Origin of the sequence: Streptomyces sp. NPDC029674 (assembly GCF_044903205.1) — a bacterium.
Taxonomy (GTDB): domain Bacteria; phylum Actinomycetota; class Actinomycetes; order Streptomycetales; family Streptomycetaceae; genus Streptomyces.
The window spans coordinates 259,482-279,748 of sequence record NZ_JBJDPY010000012.1; the positions used below are offsets into that span (position 1 = coordinate 259,482).

The window sequence follows — 20,267 nt, forward strand, 5'->3', positions numbered from 1 at the left end:
ACTGCGAATACTGCGTAGGAAATAAATAATGCGTATTCAACGAGGTCAAGCGCCGCGGCGCTGAGACGAAGGACCGGACTCTTCGGCAGAGTCGTCGTCCTCGTCGTCGTTATACAGATCCGCGTACTGGGCGTACGGGTCGTCTTCCTCGTCGTCGTCCTCGAACGGCTCGCCATTCGGCGGCTGTTGCGAAGTCGAAGCGCCCAGCTCATTGGCCAGACGCGAGAGGTCAGTCCCGCCGCTGCTGTACTTCAGCTGGCGGGCGACCTTCGTCTGCTTGGCCTTTGCCCGGCCGCGCCCCATGGCTCGACCCCCTCGGATACGGGGCTCGACGGCCCCAGAGTCTTGACACGCGTTCATGATCTGGAACGGGCTCTCCGTGGAGAGACCGGTCCGTAGGGCTTCCACGGTACCTGTTCCTGCGGCCATACGGTACGTCGCCCGCAGGACGCGCCTCGGCGCACGACCCTCGAGGAGCCCCGTCCTCGCTGGTCAACTGCGATTTTAACCTCTTCTTGCCGGGCGACCCGCCGACGGGGGTGAGTCTTGTCTCCCCGAGTCCGTCGACGGAGTCCTGTCAAAGCGTCGCGCGCCCCCGGAACGTCAGATTCCGGTCACTTTCAGCGCGCGTCGGCCATCCGCTGCTCGGCGATCCTGTCGGCCGCGGCGGCCGGCGGAATGCCGTCTTCCTTTGCACGAGCGAATATGGCCAGCGTGGTGTCGAAGATCTTCGACGCCTTCGCCCTGCACCGGTCGAAGTCGAAGCCGCGCAGCTCGTCGGCGACCTGGATCACGCCGCCGGCGTTCACCACGTAGTCCGGCGCGTAGAGGATCGACCGGTCGGCGAGGTCCTTCTCCACACCGGGGTGCGCCAGCTGGTTGTTGGCGGCGCCGCACACCACCTTCGCGGTCAGGACCGGCACGGACTCGTCGTTGAGCGCGCCGCCGAGCGCACAGGGCGCGTAGATGTCGAGGCCCTCGGTGCGGATGAGTGCCTCGGTGTCCGCCACCGCCGTCACCGACGGGTGCTTGTGGAGGATCCGGTTCACCGACTCCTCGCGGACGTCCGTGATCACGACCTCGGCGCCGTCCTCCAGGAGGTGCTCGACGAGGTGGTGGCCCACCTTGCCGACGCCCGCGACACCGACCTTGCGGCCGCGCAGCGAAGGGTCGCCCCACAGGTGCTCGGCGCTGGCGCGCATGCCCTGGAAGACACCGAAGGCGGTGAGCACGGAGGAGTCGCCCGCGCCGCCGTTCTCGGGGGAGCGCCCGGTGGTCCAGCGGCACTCGCGCGCCACGACGTCCATGTCGGAGACGTACGTGCCGACGTCGCAGGCCGTCACGTAGCGGCCGCCGAGCGAGGCGACGAAGCGGCCGAAGGCGAGGAGCAGCTCCTCGCTCTTGATCCGCTCGGGGTCCCCGATGATCACGGCCTTGCCGCCGCCGTGGTCGAGCCCGGCCATGGCGTTCTTGTACGACATCCCGCGCGACAGGTTCAGGACGTCGGCGACGGCCTCTTCCTCGGTCGCGTACGGATAGAAACGGGTGCCGCCGAGGGCGGGGCCCAGGGCGGTGCTGTGGATGGCGATGACGGCCTTGAGGCCGCTGGCACGGTCCTGGCAGAGCACTACTTGCTCGTGGCCTCCCTGGTCCGAGTGGAACAGGGTGTGCAGGACGCCGTTGTCTGCTTCGGTCACTGTGGTGACTCCCGGTCGAGTGCGGCGGTTGGGCGGACTCCCGTACGGGTGGCGGGGTCCGATGGGCATGAGACTAAAGGCTGTCCACCCACCTTGACCGCCCGGAGTCGAGGATCACGTTTTCGAGTCCACCCATGGGGGAGAGAGCAGCCGTGCCCAAGGTGTCTTCGGTGACGGTCCCGTACGCGTCCTACCTGCGTGTGTACGAGCCGCTGGCCGCCTTCCCCGAGCCCGAGCGCGGCCACTGGGAGCGCTACGCCCGCCGCGAGGACCTCCCCTCCTGCCAGGACGAGCTCCGCCGCTCCCTCGCCGACCTGCTGCCCACGCCGCCGGTGCCCGTGCCGGTGCACGAGAGCGGCGACGCGTTCGTCGTGGAGGCCGACGGGGTGCTGTGCGTCTGCCCCTGGCGGACCCGGCTGCGCGGCTGGCAGGCCATGGGGGAGCTGGCCGGGCAGCTGCCCGCGCCGGTCCTCGACGCGGTGCTCCCGCCGGTGCTCCGCCGCCAGACGGCCGCGGACTACGAACAGTGGCTGGCCCGCAACCCCGACGCGCGCCCCTGGATCCGTACGTCCACGTGGCAGGTGCCGCTGCACTGGTTCGTGCTCTTCTCCGACGAGGAGCGGTGCTACGCGAAGGGCGACCCGACCGTGCTGCGCTACCGCACCCCGATGGTGCAGGCGCGGCGCCGGGTCGCGCGCGGTCTGCGGACGCTGCGGGAGACGCTGGACGAGGCTCCGGTCATCGACGGGCTCGTGGACGTCGGCCGCTGGCTGGAGGAGTTCCACCCGCGCTCGCTGGTCGAGCTCGACTACGGAGGCCTCGTGCACGCGGTGCCGGCCGACGAGCTCGACGAGGACCACTCGGCGGCCGACGTGACCGAGGGGATCGAGGCGCTGCGCGACGGCGACGACGAGGCGGCCGGCGAGGCGTATGCGAGGCTCGTGGAGCGGTGGCGGGCGGTCGGGGCGCTTCAGTTCGCGAACTGAGGGCGGCGTCGGGACGTAGGTCCCGATACGGGCCTTTGTCTCAAGCGTGACGGACCGCACTAACGGGGCTCTTGCGCCCATCACCCCTCCTCATGCCAAAATAGGACAAGGAGTCCGGGGAGGGCTCCTTCCGCCCAACTAAGGGCGGAATGCTCAGCATTGCACTCTATGGGGGGTCTGTTGACTCCTGATCGCTCTGTGACTGATCGTCACTGTGGCGTGACTGTCCGCTATGGCATGGTCCATCGGCTTCCGTCGGTGATGAACACCTGGGAGGGCAATTCCATCGGTTTGGCCGACGCGGCTGGACGGATGGTGTAGTTGTAGTGCCGAGGACAAGCCGTTCGTCCTATAACCGACTCGACTCGCGTCCGCCATTTCGGGCAACGCGGGTCAAGGTGCAGAATTTAGAGGAATGAACCGAGAAGGTTCGGTTCTCCCGAGGAGGCCGCTCATGACCGCTCGCACCCCTGATGCCGAGCCGCTGCTGACCCCGGCTGAGGTCGCCACGATGTTCCGCGTCGACCCGAAGACGGTGACGCGCTGGGCCAAGGCTGGCAAGCTCACGTCGATTCGCACGCTCGGCGGACACCGCCGTTACCGCGAGGCTGAGGTCCGCGCACTGCTCGCGGGCATTCCGCAGCAGCGCAGCGAGGCCTGACGTACGCCTGAAGTACCGCTCAACCAGCAGTAACTCGTACAACTCGGGCGAAGGGCACCACCGCTGCCAGGTCCCCCAACCTGGCCGTACGTCCGACATATGGCTACACACGACGAGGATCCCGCCCCAACGGGATCCACGCCTGCGACACATGGGTGAGTCGTTCGATCGCGCTGGACTCCGCCGGGTCCAGCGCGATCTTTTTTGTGCGCGCATGTGCGCGGAGGATGCGCTGGTGGGGCGTGTTGATCGGATGTGTTGGCGGGGCGTCGGCGGGATGCCGACGGGTGCGGGGGAGCACGCCAGGGGGTAGTGCAATTGCACATATTAAATTGGCCTGTTGTAGGGCGGGTGTAAGTTCCGTGGTTTCTTAAACCAGTTCGGTGACACCCGTCACATGCCGTGAATCTTGTTGCACCCAACTCCCCTGCGCTAAAGGGGAGACGGGCCGCGCGCGTCCCCTGCGGTCATGCGCCGCCGGGGCTTTCGTCCTCGACGTCTCCGCCCGCCTCGGCCCCGTCAGGGCCGCTCTCGCGCACGAAACCCGCCTCGGGGCCTCCGTGCTCCTCGGAGACGCGCTGAGAGGGCTCCAGGGCCAGTCTCAGGAGCCGGTGACAGATGGGGCAGTGCCGGGTCAGGTGGCGGTAGCCGGTGGCCGCCGCGAGGTGGGCGCGGAGCAGGGCGCGCGTCTCGTGCCGCGCGGACGCCGAAGAAGCGGACATGCGTCACCTCCAGGGGAGCCTCCCGCCGGCTCCCTGCTGTCCGGGGTACCGGTGGAATGTGACGCAGTCAAGAAGCGGGCACGGGAACGGGCCGCGCGCGGGGGGTGTTCGGAGACGCAAGTGGGGGCCGCACCTTTGGGGATGCGGCGCTCATTTCCCGTGGCGGTCCTGACGGGATTTGCTGTGTCTGATTGCGGCTCCGCCGCGGGCGCGGCCGACACGAGTGAGGGCCGCACCCTTGGGGGTGCGGCGCTCATTTCCCGCGGCGGTCCTGACGGGATTTGCTGTGTCTGATTGCGGCTCCGCCGCGGGCGCGGCCGGCACGAGTGAGGGCCGCACCCTTGGGGATGCGGCCCTCATCCCCCGCGGCGGTCCTGACGGGATTTGCTGTGTCTGATTGCGGCTCCGCCGCGGGCGCGGCCGACACGAGAAAGGGCCGCATCCACTGGATGCGGCCCTTCACTCTCACTGCGGTCCTGACGGGATTTGAACCCGCGGCCTCCACCTTGACAGGGTGGCGAGCACTCCAAACTGCTCCACAGGACCTTGCTTCGCGGCACTTGCTTGCGCGTTGTGCTGCGAGACAGGACTCTACAGCAGTGCAGGCCCGGCGGTCGAACTCACCGTCCGTGCAGGGACGATCACGGGGCGAGGGCGTCGATCGCCTTCACGATCCGCTTGTCCGAGACGGGATACGCCGTGCCCAGCGCGTGCGCGAAGTAGCTGACGCGGAGCTCCTCGATCATCCAGCGGATGTCCAGGGCCTCCTGCGGGACGGGGCGGCCCTGCGGCAGCTGTTCGAGGAGCCACAGGTATTCGTCGCGCATCTCGCGGACCTTCTCCATGCGCGCGGTGTCCCGCTGGACGTTGGTCGGCATCTGCTGCAGGCGCCGGTCCGCCGCCACCATGTACCGCATCAGGTCCGCCAGGCGGCGCAGGCCCGTCTCCGTCACGAAGCCCGGCTTGATGAGGGTGTTCAGCTGCTCCCGCACGTCCGCGAGGTTGGGGAGGAGTGCCGGGCTCGCCGTCGACTTCAGACGGCGCTCGCAGGCCTGCCAGGCGGCGAGGACCTGCTGGACCTGGCCGACCGCCCGCACGGTCGTGTCGACGATCTCCGCGCGCACCTTGTCGAAGAGCTTGCGGTACGACTCCTCGTCCCAGACGGGCCCGCCGAAGTCCGCGATCAGCTTGTCCGCGGCGGCCGTCGCGCAGTCCTCGAAGAGGGCCTGCATGGAGCCGTGCGGGTTCGCGGACAGGGCGAGTTTCTGCTGGTTGGTCAGCTTGTCGGAGGCGAACTTGGCCGGATTGACCGGGATGTTCAGCAGGATGAGGCGCCGGGTGCCGCGCCACATGGCCTGCTGCTGCTCGGCCTCGGTGTCGAAGAGGCGTACGGAGACGGTGGTGCCGTCGTCCACGAGCGCCGGGTACGCCTTCACCGGCTGGCCGGCGCGGCGCGTCTCGAAGACGCGCTGGAGCGTGCCGATGCTCCAGTCCGTGAGGCCGGCCCGCTCGACCGCCGAGCCGCCCGTCCGCTCCGCCGTCGCCGCGGCCGCCTGCGAGAGCGCCTTGCGGGCCTTCGGCTTGAGGCGGAGCTTCAGGGCTTCCAGGTCCTTGTCCTCCGCGAGCTTCTTGCGCCGCTCGTCGACGATCCGGAACGTGATCTTCAAGTGGTCCGGCACGCGCGTCAGATCGAAGTCGTCCGGCGTGACCGGCACGCCGACCATCCGCTGGAGCTCGCGCGCCAGCGTGACGTGCAGCGGCTCCTGCAACGGCACCGCACGGTCCAGGAACGCCTGCGCGAAGTTCGGCGCGGGCACGTAGTTCCGGCGGATCGGCTTCGGCAGGGAGCGGATCAGCTCGACGACCACGTCCTCGCGCAGGCCCGGGATCTGCCAGTCGAAGCCTTCGTCCGTGACCTGGTTCAGGACCTGGAGCGGGATGTGGACGGTCACGCCGTCCGCGTCCGCGCCCGGCTCGAACTGGTACGTCACCCGGAACTTGAGCTGCCCCTGGCGCCACGAGTCGGGGTAGTCGTCCTTGGAGACGTCCCCCGCCTTCTCGTTGATCAGCATCGACCGCTCGAAGTCGAGCAGTTCGGGCTCTTCCCGCTGCTTCTTCTTCCACCAGGAGTCGAAGTGCGCGCCGGACACGACGTCCGCGGGCACCCGCTGGTCGTAGAAGTCGAAGAGCGTCTCGTCGTCGACGAGGATGTCGCGGCGCCGCGCGCGGTGCTCCAGCTCCTCGACCTCGGTGAGGAGCTTGCGGTTGGCGGCGAAGAACTTGTGGTGCGTGCGCCAGTCGCCCTCCACCAGCGCGTTGCGGATGAACAGGTCGCGGGAGACCTCGGGGTCGATGCGGCCGTAGTTCACCTTGCGGTCGGTGACGATCGGGACGCCGTAGAGGGTGACCTTCTCGACCGCCATCACCGCGGCCTGGTCCTTCTCCCAGTGCGGTTCGCTGTACGTCCGCTTCACGAGGTGCTGGGCGAGCGGCTCGACCCACTCGGGCTCGATGCGCGCGTTGACCCGGGCCCACAGCCGCGAGGTCTCCACCAGCTCGGCCGACATGATGAAGCGCGGGGGCTTCTTGAAGAGGGCCGAACCGGGGAAGACCGCGAACTTGGCGTTACGGGCGCCGATGTACTCGTTACGCCCGCCGCCGCGCTGCTTGGGGTCCTTCTCCTTGCTCTCCTTCGACTCCCGTACGTCCTTCATCCCGATGTGGGAGAGCAGGCCGGACAGGAGGGAGATGTGGATGTGCTGCTCGGGGGCGTCCTCGTCGTTGAGCTGGATGCCCATCTGCTTGGCGACCGTGCGCAGCTGCGAGTAGATGTCCTGCCATTCGCGGATGCGCAGGAAGTTCAGGTACTCCGCCTTGCACATGCGGCGGAAGGAGGACGAGCCGCGCTCCTTCTGCTGCTCGCGGACGTACCGCCAGAGGTTCAGATACGCGAGGAAGTCGCTCGTCTCGTCCTTGAAGCGGGCGTGCTGCTGGTCGGCCTGCGTCTGCTTCTCGGCGGGGCGCTCGCGCGGGTCCTGGATGGAGAGCGCGGCGGCGATCACCATGACCTCGCGCACGCAGCCGTTCTTCTCGGCCTCCAGGACCATCCGGGCGAGGCGCGGGTCGACGGGCAGCTGGCTGAGCTTGCGGCCCTGCGGCGTGAGGCGCTTCTTGGGGTCCTTCTGGGCCGGGTCCAGCGCACCCAGCTCCTGGAGAAGCTGGACGCCGTCGCGGATGTTGCGGTGGTCCGGCGGGTCGATGAAGGGGAACTTCTCGATGTCGCCGAGGCCGGCGGCCGTCATCTGCAGGATGACCGACGCGAGGTTCGTACGGAGGATCTCCGCGTCCGTGAACTCGGGGCGCGAGAGGAAGTCGTCCTCGGAGTAGAGCCGGATGCAGATGCCGTCCGACGTACGGCCGCAGCGGCCCTTGCGCTGGTTGGCGCTGGCCTGGCTGATCGCCTCGATGGGCAGCCGCTGCACCTTCGTGCGGTGGCTGTAGCGGGAGATGCGGGCCGTGCCCGGGTCGATCACGTACTTGATGCCGGGGACGGTCAGGGATGTCTCGGCGACGTTCGTCGCGAGGACGATGCGTCTGCCGGTGTGCTGCTGGAAAACCCGGTGCTGCTCGGCGTGCGAGAGCCGGGCGTACAGCGGCAGCACTTCCGTGAACCGGTAGTTCTTCTTGTTCAGCGCGTCCGCCGTGTCGCGGATCTCGCGCTCCCCGGAGAGGAAGACGAGAATGTCGCCCTTCCCCTCGGCCTGCAGCTCCTCGACGGCGTCCGTGATCGCGGTGATCTGGTCGCGGTCGGAGTCGTCCCCCTCCTCTTCGAGGAGGGGGCGGTAACGGACCTCGACCGGATACGTCCGCCCGGAGACCTCCACGATCGGGGCGTCCCCGAAGTGCCGCGAGAACCGCTCGGGGTCGATGGTCGCCGAGGTGATGACGACCTTCAGGTCCGGGCGCTTCGGCAGGAGCTGCGCCAGGTAACCCAGCAGGAAGTCGATGTTGAGCGAGCGCTCGTGGGCCTCGTCGATGATGATCGTGTCGTACGCGCGCAGCTCGCGGTCCGTCTGGATCTCGGCGAGCAGGATGCCGTCCGTCATCAGCTTCACGTACGTGTCCGCGCCGACCTGGTCGGTGAAGCGGACCTTCCAGCCGACGGCCTCGCCGAGCGGCGTGTCCAGCTCGTCGGCGACACGCTCGGCGACCGTGCGGGCCGCGATGCGGCGGGGCTGCGTATGGCCGATCATCCCGCGCACGCCCCGGCCGAGCTCCATGCAGATCTTGGGGATCTGCGTGGTCTTGCCCGAGCCGGTCTCGCCCGCGACGATCACCACCTGGTGGTCGCGGATCGCCTCGGCGATCGCGTCCTTCTTCTGGCTGACCGGGAGCTCTTGCGGATACGTGATCGTGGGCAGCCTGCTGCCCCGCTCGGCCATCCGCGCCGCGGCCTTCTCCACGTCCGCCGAGATCTCGGCGAGGACGGCGGCACGGGCCTCGGGCTTACGGATCCGGCGCGCACCCTCCAGCCGCCGGCCGATCCGGTGCTCGTCGCGCAGCGAGAGCTCGGAGAGGCGGGCGGCGAGGGTGTCGAGGGCGAGGGCGGGCTGCGTAGACATACGGCGTCCAGGATCTCACCCGCGACTCGGCAGTGGCGAACCGATTTCCGGTGGCACGCGGCCGGGCACGTACGATTCCGGGCATGTCGTCCCGTGCGCGTACGCCGTGGCACCCGTGGTGCCCCCTGGTGGCAGCGCTGCTCGTCGTGCTCGGGCTGCTCTGCGGCGGGACCGCGACGGCCGCGGCGGACCCTGCGGGGACCTCGACGGCGGTGACCGTGAACGCGGGCGGTACGCCCGGCTGCGGCAAGGGAAGCCCGCAGGACGCGGACCACGTGCCGGGCACGCCGGCGCGCTCCGGTACCTCGTACGAGCTGCTTCCCGCGCTGTACGACGCCCACGCCGCGACCGGCGCGTGCGGTGCCGGCCAGGTCGTTCTGCCGCTGTCGCCGGTCCGCGCGCCGCCCGCGCTGGACCCGCCGTCACCGATGGAGCTCTCCGTCCTACGCGTGTAGGAGGCCCCCCACGTTCCTACGTGGCGCAGGGGCCTCCCACATCGACGTGCGAGACGCACACCAGGACAGAGAGAGCAGAGAGCACACCCATGCCCAAGAACGACAACAAGAAGAGCCGCAACATCGCGATCGGCGCGGGTGTCGCCGTCGCCGCGGTGCTGCTCGGGGTCGCCTCGTACACCGCGACCAAGCCGGAGGACGCCGGGCGCGGCACGGTCAAGGAGGAGGCCGCCGCCGACGTCTCCGCCGACCCGCAGAACGGCGTCTACCCCGAGCTGGAGAAGCTCGCCCGGCGCGACGCCGGGGACCCGCTCGCCCAGGGCCGTGCGGACGCGCCCGTCGTGATGGTCGAGTACGCCGACTTCAAGTGCGGCTTCTGCGGCAAGTTCGCCCGCGACACCGAGCCCGGCCTCGTCAAGAAGTACGTCGACGAGGGCACCCTGCGCATCGAATGGCGCAACTTCCCGATCTTCGGCGAGGACTCCGAGCGGGCCGCGCGCGGCGCGTGGGCGGCGGGGCGCCAGGGCCGCTTCTGGCAGTTCCACGAGGCCGCGTACGCCGACGGGTCCAAGGAGAAGGGCTTCGGCGAGGGACGGCTGAAGGAGCTGGCGCGGGAGGCCGGGGTCAAGGACGTCGGCCGGTTCGTGAAGGACCTGGACAGCGACGCCGCCAGGGCCGCCGTGAAGAAGGACCAGGAGGAGGCGTACGGCCTCGGCGCCGCCTCGACGCCGTCCTTCCTGGTCAACGGCCGGCCCATCTCGGGTGCCCAGCCGGACCAGGTCTTCGACCAGGCGATCGAGGCGGCGGCGGAACAGGCGAAGAGCGCGGGCAAGGGCGGGTCCGCCGCGGGCCAGGGTGCGGGCAAGGGCGGCTCCGAGTGACGGCCGACGTCGGGTACTTCGCCGCGTTCCTGGGCGGCCTGCTCGCCCTCGTCAGCCCGTGCAGCGCCCTGCTGCTGCCCGCCTTCTTCGCCTACTCCATCGACTCGGCCTCGCGCCTCGTCGTGCGGACCGGCATCTTCTACGCCGGACTCGCCACCACCCTGGTCCCGCTCGGCGCGGCCGGGTCCTACGCGGGCCGGTTCTTCTTCGGCCACCGCGACCAGCTCGTGCTCGCCGCCGGCTGGCTCATCATCGGGCTCGGCGTGCTGCAGATCCTCGGCATGGGCTTCGCCTCGCGGAAGATGGCCGAGCTGTCCGGACGGATCCGGCCGACCACCGCCTTCTCCGTGTACGCGCTGGGGGCGGTGTACGGGCTCGCCGGGTTCTGCGCGGGGCCGATCCTCGGCAGCGTCCTCACGGTCGCCGCGGTGAGCGGAAGCCCGGTCTACGGAGGGCTGCTGCTCGCCGTGTACGCGCTGGGGATGGCCGTTCCTCTCTTCCTGCTCGCGCTGCTCTGGGAGCGGTTCGACCTGGGGCGGCGCGGGTGGCTGCGGGGGCGGACGTTCCGGCTCGGCCGGTTCGAGCTGCACACGACGTCGCTGCTTTCGGGACTGTTCTTCGTCGCGCTCGGCGCGCTGTTCCTGGCCTACGACGGGACGACCGCGCTGCCCGGTCTGCTGGACGTGGACGACTCGTTCGCCGTGGAGCAGTGGGCGGGCGGGGTCGGCCGTTCGGTGCCGGACGCGGTGCTGCTGGCCGGGGTGGTCGGGGTGGTGGGCGTGGTGCTCGCGGTGCGAGGCTGGCGGAGGCGGAAGGAGTCCGTTTCGCCGGATGCGTCGCACGCTGAGTGAGAAGGCTGCTTATGCGGTGTTTGGTTTAGCGTGTTCGTATGCCTGATCACGAGCCGGACCAGCAGGAGCAGCAGCAGCGTGAGGCCCAGGGCGCGCACGGGGCGCATGGACGCGTTCCCACCCGGAGCGAGCGGTGGGACGCGTTCAAGAAGTCGCCCTTCCTGCCCGCGATCGTGCTGGTGTTCATCCTCGCGGCCGCCGCCGGGCTCTTCGCCGGTTCGTACACGTACTCCATGGCGAACCCGACCCCGCACCACATCCCCACCGCGGTGGTCGACGCGCCGGACTCCAAGCGGGGCAAGGCGTTCCTCGGCGGCATGGAGAAGGCGCTGAACGCCTCCCTGGAGGTGCGGCGGTACGACAACCGGGCGGCGGCGCTGCGGGACGTGGAGGAGCAGAAGGTCTTCGCGGTCCTCGACGTGGCGCGCGGCGGCGGGGACGGGGGCGGGGGCGGGGAGAAGGTGACGCTGGACGTCTCCGGGGCGTCCGGCGCGTCCGTCGCGCAGGTGCTGGCGGAGACCGCGCCCAAGGTGGGCGAGAAGGTCGGCGTACCGGTGGCGGTGAAGGACATCAAACCGCTGCAGGAAGGCGATCCCCGGGGCCTCGCCATCTTCTACATCTCGCTGGCCGCCGTGATCATCGGCTTCGTGGGGGCCATTCAGCTGAGCGTGCACGCGCGCGGGCTGAATCCGGCGGAGCGGATCGGCTTCACGGTGCTCTACGCCCTGCTGGGCGCGTTCGTCATCGCGGCGGTCGTGGACTGGTGGCTGGGGGCGGTGCGGCTGCCCTTCGTGGAGTCCTGGCTGATCCTGGCGCTGACGATGTTCGCGTCGGGGATGGTCTTCACGATGTTCAACACGATGTTCGGGCGGTGGGCGATGCTGCCGACGTGGGGCCTGATGGTGCTCCTCGGCAACCCGTCGTCCGGCGGCGCGGTGTCCTGGCCGCTGCTTCCGTCCGTCCTCGGACACATCGGCCAGTGGCTGCCGCCGGGGGCGTCGGTCAACGCACAGCACACGGCGGTCTACTTCGGCGGCCACCAGCACGCGTTCCCGTTCCTGGTGCTGGGCGGCTGGGCGCTGCTCTCCAGCGCGGTGTTCTGGGTATGGCGCCACCGCCACCCGGGCGGCCGCACGTCGTCTCCCGCTCACGCCGGGTAGCGCTTCCTGTCCGGCTCGGGGGCGGGGGCGCGGGGGTATGTGCGTACTCGCTATCCCTGCGTCACGCCTCAAGTCCAAAGACGCCAGAGTTCGCTCGGTGCTCCGTTCGCACATACCCCCACACCCCCTCGGGAGCGTGTGCGGCTGCGCCCCGGTGGGGGCTCCCGTCCTTGCCCCTACCTGGCAGCTGCGTCGCGGGGTGCACGGGCGGGTGGGTGGGATGCATCCGCCGCGAAGCGGCGGGCTTGGTGCTCCTACCCCCGCGGGGCGGCGCGGAGTCGGAAACGGCAGAAGCCCCGCCGGAAGGGCAGGGCTTCTGTGAGAGGTGGCTGGGGCCGGGATCGAACCGGCGACCTATCGCTTTTCAGGCGATCGCTCGTACCAACTGAGCTACCCAGCCACGCGATCCGCGTGGAATCGCAAGCGGTCCTGACGGGATTTGAACCCGCGGCCTCCACCTTGACAGGGTGGCGAGCACTCCAAACTGCTCCACAGGACCAAGCTTTGTGCGAGCACCAGTCTCGCACAAGGTGTTGCGTGCCCCCAACGGGATTCGAACCCGTGCTACCGCCTTGAAAGGGCGGCGTCCTGGGCCACTAGACGATGAGGGCTAAGGGCCCGCCTGGGCGCTTTGCAGCGCGTCGGGGACGTGAGAAGCATATGGGATGCGGGGAGCTATCGCCAAAACGGTTTAGCCGGAGGGGGACGGGGCGGCCGGCGAGGAGGGTGCGCCGGGGCGGTTCTCCTTGGGGAGGTGGCGGCTGACCTCGGCCTTCGTGAGCCCGAGCCCGCCCAGTTTGATCTCGTCCCAGGCCTGCAGCCGCTTGCTCGTACGGTCCAGGTAGAGCACGGAGGCATCGACCGGATCGGGGTACTTGCCCTCGACCGCGCGCAGCCCGCTGCCGCCCGTCGACCCCTCGATGCGCAGCCGCGTGCCCTCGTCCATGACCTCCATCTCCTGGTGGTGGACGTGGCCCGCGAGGACCAGCGGGACCTCGCCGTCCGTCTCGCGGGCCGCCGTCGGGTTGTGGACGACGGCCACGTCGACCGGCGTGCCGGCCGCCCGCTCGGCGCGCAGGGCGGAGGCGAGCCGTATGCCCGCCATGTGCTCCACCGAGTCGCCCTCGGCCTTCTCCGAGCGGTCGGGGGTGTACTGCGGGTCGCCGATGCCGGCGAAGCGCAGGCCGGCGACGGTCTCGGCGCGGCCCTCGTCGAGGACGTGAACGTTCTTGAAGCGCTCCAGGTAGCGCTGGGTGGTGAGCGAGTCGTGGTTGCCGCGCACCCACACGTAGGGCGCGCCGAGGTCCTCGATGGGGTCGAGGAAGCCGTTCTCGGTGGCCGAGCCGTGGTCCATGGTGTCGCCCGAGTCGACGATGACGTCGATGTCGTACTGGGTGACGAGGGAAGAAATGATCTTCCAGCTCGCCGGGTTCAGATGGATGTCCGAGACGTGCAGGACCCGCATCGTGGTGGGGTCCGGCTGGTACGCGGGGAGCGTGGACGTCACGTCGTAGAGCTTGGTGACGTTGGTGACCAGGCGCGCCAACTCCTGTTGGTAGATGTCGAATTCGCTGACGATGCTGCGGGCGTTGCCGACGACGGAGGGCGCGCTGCTGAGCAGTCCCGAGAACTTCGGCTCCAGGACGGACTTCGGGTTCCAGGTGGCGTACGCCGCCGTGCCCGAGGCGGCGAGCAGGACGAGGGCAAGACCGCCCGCGGCGAGCGCGCGGCGCGGGCGGCGGTAGACGGCGAGGCCGAGGGCCGTGGCGCCGGAGACGACGGCGACGCAGGAGCGTACTGCCAGGTCGAGCGTGCCGTGGCCGACGTCGCGCGCGACCTCCTCCTGGAGGCCGGAGAGCCGTTCGGGGTGGTCGACCAGGGCCTGGGAGCGCACCGGGTCCAGGCGGTCCACGTCGACGTCCAGGCGGAGGGGGGCCACGTGGGAGCGGAGTTCCAGGGCGCCGAGCGGTGAGACGTTGATCTTCGTGCCGCCGGAGACGGACGGGCGGAGCGTCATACGGGTGTCCATCGGGCCGACGGGCGCGCGCACGCTGCCGACGACGAGCAGACCGAGCCAGGCGCCCAGGACGACGACCGTGATCAGGCCCAGGGCGCGGGCGTACGGGTGCGGTGGACTGATCAGTTCGGTGGTGGGGTGGGTGCGGTGAGCGCGGTAGTGGCCCACGAGGGCGCCGCCCGCCCGTCGTACGCCCTGGAGAACGACCGTGAAGCCGCGTGCCATTGGTCCCGTATGCCCAAGTGCGGGTGCGGGTATGCCGGGACGGGGCGGACGGTGTGGCTGACAATGGGGGTGTGCTGGAGATGACGCGCGAGGAGTTCGAGGAACTGGTCGGCGAGGCTCTCGACCGGATTCCGCCGGAGTTGACCCGGCTGATGGACAACGTGGCCGTATTCGTCGAGGACGAGCCGCCGTCCGACGATCCCGAGCTGCTCGGGCTGTACGAGGGGACTCCGCTGACCGACCGCGGCGAGTGGTACGCCGGGGTGCTGCCGGACCGCATCACGATCTACCGCGGTCCGACGCTGCGGATGTGCGAGTCGCGCGAGGACGTGGTCGCCGAGACGGAGATCACCGTGGTGCACGAGGTGGCCCACCACTTCGGCATCGACGACGACCGGCTGCACGCGCTCGGATACGGGTGAGCGCCGGGCCGCGGGCGGGTTCCGGGTACGGGTGAGCGCGGGGCCCGCCCCGGTGTCCGGGGCCGGGCGGTCGGGGGGTGCGCCCTCCGCGCCCTCCGTGTCCTCTTGCGGGCCGCGGGAGTTGGGCAGGGCGTCTCGATTCTCAGCGCCTCAGGAGGTGCTCGGCCGTGCGCCAGCTGAACGTTCCCGTCCGTTGGGCCGCGGTCGTGGTGGCCGTAGCGGCGACCGCGGGCTGCATGAGCATCGGTGACGACGGGAACGCTCCGGCGCCCGACCGTTCCGCGGGGCGGCGCGGTGGCGCGGCCGCGCCCGACGGCGACCCCGTGACGCAGGGCGGTGACGTGGCGTCCGGGGGTGAGCACGCGCCGGGCCGCGGGCGGCACAAGGGGAAGCAGAAGGGCGGGGGCGGGTCCTCACGCGAGGACCGGGCCGGTGCGGGGGCCGCGAAGCCCGCGGAGTCCTCCACGGCGGCAGCCTCCGAGCGGCCGGCGAAGCCGGGCAGGCCGGGGCAGCCGACCCCGACCCGGCCGAATCCGACCCCGACGCGGACCACCCCGGCACCGGAGCCGCCGAAGCCCACGCCCACCCCGACGCCCGATCCGACCACTCCGGAGCCGTCGTCCTCGGAGGGGTCGGGACAGGGCGCGCAGCTCCAGCGGCGGAACGCGGAGATCGTGGAGCGCGAGCCGTCGCCCCAGGCGGGCCCCCAGTGACATATGTGCAGGTGAGAGGGGTTTTCGTGGGGGCGGTTTGCCATAAGGGGTGGAGGGTGCGTATGGTGGTAGATCGTTTGATCCCATTTGCCCGGCGCCGACACAGAAGAGCGCCGCGTGGCGCGTACTCTCCCTTGCCGTGGCTGACCGCATCGAGGCGGTCCATTGCGAAATCACGGAGTTGACGGGCGCGTGCCGAGACTCCGGAAGGTTTCGCATTTCGCATGTCCATTTTCAGTTCTGACCACGCCGTCCTGCCCGAGAACGAGATCGTCGAGAACGACGAGGCCGTAGTGGCCGCCGTCGAGATCGTCGAGTCCGCCGAGGCTCAGGACGTCCCCGAGGTCACCCCCGAGGCCCCTCAGGCCGCTGACGCCTCCTCTGACGCCTCCGACGTCTCCGAGGCGGCCGCCGACGCCGACGCCGAGCCCGAGATGACCTTCGCCGACCTCGGTCTGCCCGAGGGCATCGTCCGCAAGCTCGCGCAGAACGGCGTCACCACGCCCTTCCCGATCCAGGCCGCGACCATCCCGGACGCCCTGGCCGGCAAGGACATCCTCGGCCGCGGCCGCACCGGCTCCGGCAAGACCCTCTCCTTCGGTCTGCCGATGCTGGCGACGCTGGCCGCCGACGGCCGCACCGAGAAGAAGAAGCCCCGCGGCGTCATCCTCACCCCGACCCGTGAGCTCGCGATGCAGGTCGCGGACGCCCTCCAGCCCTACGGCGACGTCCTCGGCCTGAAGATGAAGGTCGTCTGCGGCGGTACGTCCATGGGCAACCAGATCTACGCCCTCGAGCGCGGCGTCGACATCCTCGTCGCCACCCCGGGCCGCCTGCGCGACATCATCAACCGCGGCGCCTGCTCGCTGGAGAACACCCAGATCGCCGTCCTCGACGAGGCCGACCAGATGTCGGACCTGGGCTTCCTGCCCGAGGTCACCGAGCTGCTCGACCAGGTCCCGTCCGGCGGCCAGCGCATGCTGTTCTCGGCCACGATGGAGAACGAGATCTCCACGCTGGTCAAGCGCTACCTGACCAACCCGGTGACGCACGAGGTCGACAGCGCCCAGGGCAACGTCACGACCATGACGCACCACATCCTCATCGTGAAGCCCCGCGACAAGGCGCCCGTCACGGCCGCCATCGCCGCGCGCAAGGGCCGCACGATCATCTTCGTCCGCACCCAGCTGGGCGCCGACCGCATCGCCGAGCAGCTCTGCGACTCCGGTGTGAAGGCCGACGCGCTGCACGGCGGCATGACGCAGGGCGCTCGTACGCGCGTCCTGGAGGACTTCAAGAAGGGCTACGTCAACGCCCTCGTCGCCACCGACGTCGCCGCCCGCGGCATCCACGTCGACGGCATCGACCTGGTCCTGAACGTGGACCCGGCCGGCGACCACAAGGACTACCTGCACCGCTCGGGCCGTACGGCCCGAGCCGGCCGCTCCGGCACGGTCGTCTCGCTCTCGCTGCCGCACCAGCGCCGCCAGATCTTCCGCCTGATGGAGGACGCGGGCGTCGACGCCACGCGCCACATCATCAACGGCGGCGGCACCTTCGACCCGGAGGTCGCCGAGATCACCGGCGCCCGCTCGATGACCGAGGTGCAGGCCGACTCCGCGGGCAACGCCGCGGTCCAGGCCGAGCGCGAGGTCAAGGAGCTCACCAAGGAGCTGGAGCGCGCCACCCGTCGCGCCGCCGAGCTGCGCGAGGAGGCCGACCGCCTCACCGCGCGTGCCGCCCGTGAGCGCGGTGACGACCCGGAGACCGCGGTCGCCGAGGCCGCCGCTGCCGCCGAGGCGGTCGTCGAGGCCGCCGCGTCGGTCCCGGAGCAGCCCGTCGCCGAGCGCCCGGCCCGCGAGGAGCGCTCCTCCTCGTACGAGAACCGCCGTCCGCAGCGTGACGAGCGCGGCAACTACGAGCGTCGCAACGACCGCGGCGACCGTGGCGGCTTCAACCGCGACGACCGCGGCGGCGACCGTGGCGGCCGTTCCTTCGAGCGCCGTGACGACAACCGTGGCGGTGGCTTCAGCCGCGACCGTCGTGACGACAACCGTGGCGGCGGCTTCCGTCGCGACGACCGTCCGTCCGGTGGCTTCAACCGTGACCGTCGTGACGACAACCGCGGTGGCGGCTTCCGCCGTGACGACCGTCCCTCCGGCGGTGACCGTGGCGGCTTCCGCCGTGACGACAACCGTGGTGGCGGCTTCAACCGCGACCGCCGCGACGACCGTCCGTCGGGCGGCGGCCGTTCCTTCGAGCGCCGTGACGACAACCGTGGCGGTGGCTTCAACCGCGACCGTCGTGACGACCGTCCGTCGGGCGGCGACCGTGGCGGCTTCCGCCGTGACGACCGCCCGGCCGGCGGCCACCGCGGCAGCGACCGCCCGTTCAACCGCGACCGTCGCGACGACCGTCCCTCCGGCGGCTCCGGCGGCTTCCGCTCCGGCGGCCACGACCGTCCGTCGTACAACCGCCGCGACGACCGCTCCGGCTCCGGCACGGGCTCGTTCGGCCGCCGTGACGACAAGCCGCGCTGGAAGCGCAACGGCTGATCCTCAGCCAGGATCTGTAGCCAGGTCTGCCTGACCGAAGGGCCCGCACGACGTACGCGTCGCGCGGGCCCTTCGGCGTGTCCGGACCACCCCCTCATAAATGGCGTACCGATGTCAGTACTCGCTGTTACCTTCGGGCACGTTGGGAATGGTGGTCCGGTGGGGAGCCGGGCCGATTGGGAGGGGACCCCGTGGTTCGTCATGCCTTCGTGCGCTGCGCAGTCGCTGCCGCACTCGCCTCGTCAGCCGTCGTCGCCACACCGTGGGCGGCCGGGGCGGCGGAGAACCGTCCGCCGGAGCAACCGGCGCGGGCGGATCTGAGAACCGGTGACAAGGAGTGCGCCGCCGACGCCGAGAGACCCTATGTCCGTACCCGGCCGCAGCTGAGGGCGGTGCTCCGTGATCCGGACGCGCAGCCGGTCTCCGCGGAGTTCGAGGTGTCCTGGACGGGCAAGGACGGGGAGCGGCAGGTGCGCTCCGCGCGGACGACGTCCAAGGGGAGTGGCTCGTCGTTCAGCTGGACCGTTCCCGAAGATCTGCCGGCGCTCACCGAGGTGAGCTGGCGGGTGCGGGCCTTCGACGGTTCGGCGTGGGGGCCGTGGAGCGCGGAGGCGGCCTCTGGCGGCTGCGAGTTCGTGTACGACAACGAGGTGCCCGCGAAGCCTTCGGTGGCGTCGCCGCAGTATCCGGACGATGACGTGTGGCACGACGGGGTCGGCGTGCGCGGCACCTTCACGGTCGACTCGGACTCCGACGACACCGTGGCCTACGTCTACAGCTTCATCGGGGAGACGCCGAAGACCGTCGAGCCCGGACGGCCGGGCGGGCCTGCCGCATTCAGCTGGCTGCCGGAGCGGGAGGGCCCGATGACGGTCAGCGTCCAGGCGCAGGACCGTGCCGGGAACAGGAGCGCACCGACGAGCTACCAGTTCCGCGTGAAGAAGGGCAGCGCACCGGCCGCCCACTGGAAGCTCGCCGACCCGGCGGGGGCTTCCGAAGGCGCCGCCGAATCGGGCGGCAAGCCCGCGAAGGCGGGCTCCGGTGTCACTTTCGGCGCCGAAGGGCCGGCTCGTACGGGGGTGGGGTCGGCGGCGCGGCTGGACGGTTCGGCCGACGCGTATCTGTCGCCGGGCGCCCCGGCCGTGGACACCGGAGGGGCCTTCGCGGTGAGCGCCTGGGTGCGGCCCGACGAGGTGGGCCGGAGCATGGCCGCGGTGAGCCAGGACGGTGACGGGGCGGCGGCCTACCGGCTGGGGACCGACGGTGACGGGACGTGGTCCTTCGCGCTGGGCGGGCCGGAGGGCGCTGTCGTACGGGCGAAGGGCGGCACTCCGGAGAGCGGGGAGTGGGCACAGCTGACGGGTGTGTACGACCCGGCGGTGAAGACGGCCCGGCTGTACGTGAACGGCCGCCTCGTCGACAAGGCGGAGAACGTTCCGGTACCCCGGGGGACCGGTGGCGCGCAGATCGGCCGGGTCCTGGACGCGTCCGGGCAGGGCGGGAACTGGGCCGGCCGGATCGCCGACGTACGTGCCTGGAACCGGGTCGTCGTCCCGGCGGAAGCGGCGAAGCTCGCGGAGCGCGCGGCCGTGCGTGCGGGGCACTGGCGGCTCGACCGGGCGCCCGGGGGAGTGAGCCCCGAGGAGGACGGCGGGCAGCCGTTGAAGCTGGGCGGCGACGCGAAGATCCGTCGTGACGACCAGACGTGCGATCCGCTGGACCCGGCGTGCGGTCCGGGGGACCCCGTGATGGTGGGCGAGGGGGAACTGCTCCTCGACGGCGACGGTGACTTCGCCGCGACCGGCGCTCCGGTCGTGGACACCGGCGACAGCTTCTCGCTGGCCGCACACGTGCGGCTCGACCCGGCCGCAGCGGACCGGACGATGACAGTTCTTTCCCTGCCGGGCGAGAACAGCGACCTCGCCACGCTGCGGTACACGCCGGAGCGGCAGATATGGGAGCTGTCCCTGGCTCACGAGGACCGGGCGGGAGCGGAGACGACGACGCTCAAGGCGGACAACGACTGGGCATCGACGGGTGACCGGCACCACCTGACGGTGGTGTACGACGACGGGGCCGACGAGGTGCTGCTGTACGTCGACGGCACGGTGCAGGCTCGTGCGCCGTTCCACCACGCGTGGAAGGCCACCGGCGGGCTGCGGGTCGGCCAGGGCGAGTACCTGCACGGGGCCGTGGACGACGTGCACGCCTACACGGGCGTGCTCAGTGAGCAGGAGGTGGTGGGGCTGAGCGGGGCGATCTGACGCTCGGCAGGTGGGCTCCCGCGGAAGCGTCCGCGG

The 20,267-nt window shown here is 70.6% G+C and carries 15 protein-coding genes and 4 tRNA genes; 10 read left to right on the forward strand and 9 right to left on the reverse strand.

Features of this window, described 5'->3' with window-relative positions:
• Positions 1–45: 45 nt before the first annotated feature.
• Both ACI2L3_RS27840 and ACI2L3_RS27845 read right to left on the reverse strand, forming a co-directional pair.
• Entirely contained in the window at positions 46–303 is a 258-nt protein-coding gene (locus ACI2L3_RS27840; protein WP_344522176.1) for a DUF3073 domain-containing protein, read from the reverse strand.
• A 317-nt stretch (positions 304–620) separates the two neighbouring features.
• Complete coding sequence (locus ACI2L3_RS27845) at positions 621–1,697, reverse strand: Leu/Phe/Val dehydrogenase (protein ID WP_404755118.1); 1,077 nt, start codon at positions 1,695–1,697, stop codon at positions 621–623.
• A gap of 152 nt (positions 1,698–1,849) precedes the next feature.
• Between ACI2L3_RS27845 and ACI2L3_RS27850 the strand changes: the two genes are divergently transcribed.
• Positions 1,850–2,683 carry a hypothetical protein gene (locus ACI2L3_RS27850; protein ID WP_404755155.1) on the forward strand — a complete coding sequence of 278 codons (834 nt, stop codon included), beginning with the start codon at positions 1,850–1,852 and terminating at the stop codon, positions 2,681–2,683.
• Between the two features lie 454 nt (positions 2,684–3,137).
• Complete coding sequence (gene bldC / locus ACI2L3_RS27855; RefSeq protein WP_003949541.1) at positions 3,138–3,344, forward strand: developmental transcriptional regulator BldC; 207 nt, start codon at positions 3,138–3,140, stop codon at positions 3,342–3,344.
• A gap of 467 nt (positions 3,345–3,811) precedes the next feature.
• Here bldC and ACI2L3_RS27860 read toward each other — a convergent pair whose 3' ends face one another.
• The 3 genes from ACI2L3_RS27860 to hrpA all read right to left on the reverse strand — a co-directional run bounded on the left by ACI2L3_RS27860 (position 3,812) and on the right by hrpA (position 8,688).
• Positions 3,812–4,066 carry a DUF6274 family protein gene (locus tag ACI2L3_RS27860; protein ID WP_404755119.1) on the reverse strand — a complete coding sequence of 85 codons (255 nt, stop codon included), beginning with the start codon at positions 4,064–4,066 and terminating at the stop codon, positions 3,812–3,814.
• Between the two features lie 471 nt (positions 4,067–4,537).
• Positions 4,538–4,612 (reverse strand) — tRNA-Asp (locus ACI2L3_RS27865).
• A gap of 95 nt (positions 4,613–4,707) precedes the next feature.
• Positions 4,708–8,688, reverse strand: a complete 3,981-nt coding sequence (gene hrpA / locus ACI2L3_RS27870) for an ATP-dependent RNA helicase HrpA (RefSeq protein WP_404755120.1) — start codon at positions 8,686–8,688, stop codon at positions 4,708–4,710.
• Positions 8,689–8,771: 83 nt separating this feature from the next.
• Here hrpA and ACI2L3_RS27875 point away from each other — a divergent pair, with 83 nt between their 5' ends.
• The 4 genes from ACI2L3_RS27875 (at position 8,772) to ACI2L3_RS27890 (ending at position 12,035) form a co-directional block, all read left to right on the forward strand.
• Positions 8,772–9,143 (forward strand): hypothetical protein, encoded by a 372-nt coding sequence (locus ACI2L3_RS27875; protein ID WP_404755121.1) that lies wholly within the window; start codon positions 8,772–8,774, stop codon positions 9,141–9,143.
• 89 nt (positions 9,144–9,232) lie between these two features.
• The gene (locus ACI2L3_RS27880) at positions 9,233–10,024 is read left to right on the forward strand and encodes a DsbA family protein (protein ID WP_404755122.1); all 792 of its coding nucleotides are present in this window, start codon (positions 9,233–9,235) and stop codon (positions 10,022–10,024) included.
• Positions 10,021–10,875 carry a cytochrome c biogenesis CcdA family protein gene (locus tag ACI2L3_RS27885; RefSeq protein WP_404755123.1) on the forward strand — a complete coding sequence of 285 codons (855 nt, stop codon included), beginning with the start codon at positions 10,021–10,023 and terminating at the stop codon, positions 10,873–10,875. The genes ACI2L3_RS27880 and ACI2L3_RS27885 overlap by 4 nt, the downstream gene beginning before the upstream one ends.
• A 38-nt stretch (positions 10,876–10,913) precedes the next feature.
• Complete coding sequence (locus ACI2L3_RS27890) at positions 10,914–12,035, forward strand: ABC transporter permease (RefSeq protein ID WP_404755124.1); 1,122 nt, start codon at positions 10,914–10,916, stop codon at positions 12,033–12,035.
• Positions 12,036–12,361: 326 nt separating this feature from the next.
• On the opposite strand, the gene ACI2L3_RS27895 is transcribed toward ACI2L3_RS27890, so the two are convergent.
• The 4 genes from ACI2L3_RS27895 to ACI2L3_RS27910 all read right to left on the reverse strand — a co-directional run bounded on the left by ACI2L3_RS27895 (position 12,362) and on the right by ACI2L3_RS27910 (position 14,277).
• Positions 12,362–12,435: transfer RNA gene (locus ACI2L3_RS27895), tRNA-Phe, on the reverse strand.
• A gap of 24 nt (positions 12,436–12,459) precedes the next feature.
• A tRNA-Asp gene (locus ACI2L3_RS27900) sits at positions 12,460–12,534 on the reverse strand.
• A gap of 39 nt (positions 12,535–12,573) precedes the next feature.
• A tRNA-Glu gene (locus ACI2L3_RS27905) sits at positions 12,574–12,646 on the reverse strand.
• A gap of 80 nt (positions 12,647–12,726) precedes the next feature.
• On the reverse strand, positions 12,727–14,277 hold the full coding sequence (locus tag ACI2L3_RS27910; RefSeq protein WP_404755125.1) for a metallophosphoesterase: 1,551 nt from the start codon (positions 14,275–14,277) through the stop codon (positions 12,727–12,729).
• Between the two features lie 71 nt (positions 14,278–14,348).
• On the opposite strand from ACI2L3_RS27910, the gene ACI2L3_RS27915 reads away from it, so the two are divergent.
• The 4 genes from ACI2L3_RS27915 to ACI2L3_RS27930 all read left to right on the forward strand — a co-directional run bounded on the left by ACI2L3_RS27915 (position 14,349) and on the right by ACI2L3_RS27930 (position 20,231).
• Positions 14,349–14,699 carry a metallopeptidase family protein gene (locus ACI2L3_RS27915; RefSeq protein ID WP_404755126.1) on the forward strand — a complete coding sequence of 117 codons (351 nt, stop codon included), beginning with the start codon at positions 14,349–14,351 and terminating at the stop codon, positions 14,697–14,699.
• 167 nt (positions 14,700–14,866) lie between these two features.
• The gene (locus ACI2L3_RS27920) at positions 14,867–15,412 is read left to right on the forward strand and encodes a hypothetical protein (protein ID WP_404755127.1); all 546 of its coding nucleotides are present in this window, start codon (positions 14,867–14,869) and stop codon (positions 15,410–15,412) included.
• A 224-nt stretch (positions 15,413–15,636) separates the two neighbouring features.
• Complete coding sequence (locus tag ACI2L3_RS27925; RefSeq protein WP_404755128.1) at positions 15,637–17,967, forward strand: DEAD/DEAH box helicase; 2,331 nt, start codon at positions 15,637–15,639, stop codon at positions 17,965–17,967.
• A 191-nt stretch (positions 17,968–18,158) separates the two neighbouring features.
• The gene (locus tag ACI2L3_RS27930; RefSeq protein ID WP_404755129.1) at positions 18,159–20,231 is read left to right on the forward strand and encodes a LamG-like jellyroll fold domain-containing protein; all 2,073 of its coding nucleotides are present in this window, start codon (positions 18,159–18,161) and stop codon (positions 20,229–20,231) included.
• Positions 20,232–20,267 lie beyond the last annotated feature (36 nt).

What these genes read in the sequence shown, in the direction of transcription:
- ACI2L3_RS27840 (WP_344522176.1), bottom strand. Translation starts at nt 303, where the DNA reads ATGGGGCGCGGCCGGGCAAAGGCCAAGCAGACGAAGGTCGCCCGCCAG.
- bldC (WP_003949541.1), top strand. Translation starts at nt 3,138, where the DNA reads ATGACCGCTCGCACCCCTGATGCCGAGCCGCTGCTGACCCCGGCTGAG.
- ACI2L3_RS27860 (WP_404755119.1), bottom strand. Translation starts at nt 4,066, where the DNA reads ATGTCCGCTTCTTCGGCGTCCGCGCGGCACGAGACGCGCGCCCTGCTC.
- hrpA (WP_404755120.1), bottom strand. Translation starts at nt 8,688, where the DNA reads ATGTCTACGCAGCCCGCCCTCGCCCTCGACACCCTCGCCGCCCGCCTC.
- ACI2L3_RS27875 (WP_404755121.1), top strand. Translation starts at nt 8,772, where the DNA reads ATGTCGTCCCGTGCGCGTACGCCGTGGCACCCGTGGTGCCCCCTGGTG.
- ACI2L3_RS27880 (WP_404755122.1), top strand. Translation starts at nt 9,233, where the DNA reads ATGCCCAAGAACGACAACAAGAAGAGCCGCAACATCGCGATCGGCGCG.
- ACI2L3_RS27890 (WP_404755124.1), top strand. Translation starts at nt 10,914, where the DNA reads ATGCCTGATCACGAGCCGGACCAGCAGGAGCAGCAGCAGCGTGAGGCC.
- ACI2L3_RS27910 (WP_404755125.1), bottom strand. Translation starts at nt 14,277, where the DNA reads ATGGCACGCGGCTTCACGGTCGTTCTCCAGGGCGTACGACGGGCGGGC.
- ACI2L3_RS27925 (WP_404755128.1), top strand. Translation starts at nt 15,637, where the DNA reads ATGTCCATTTTCAGTTCTGACCACGCCGTCCTGCCCGAGAACGAGATC.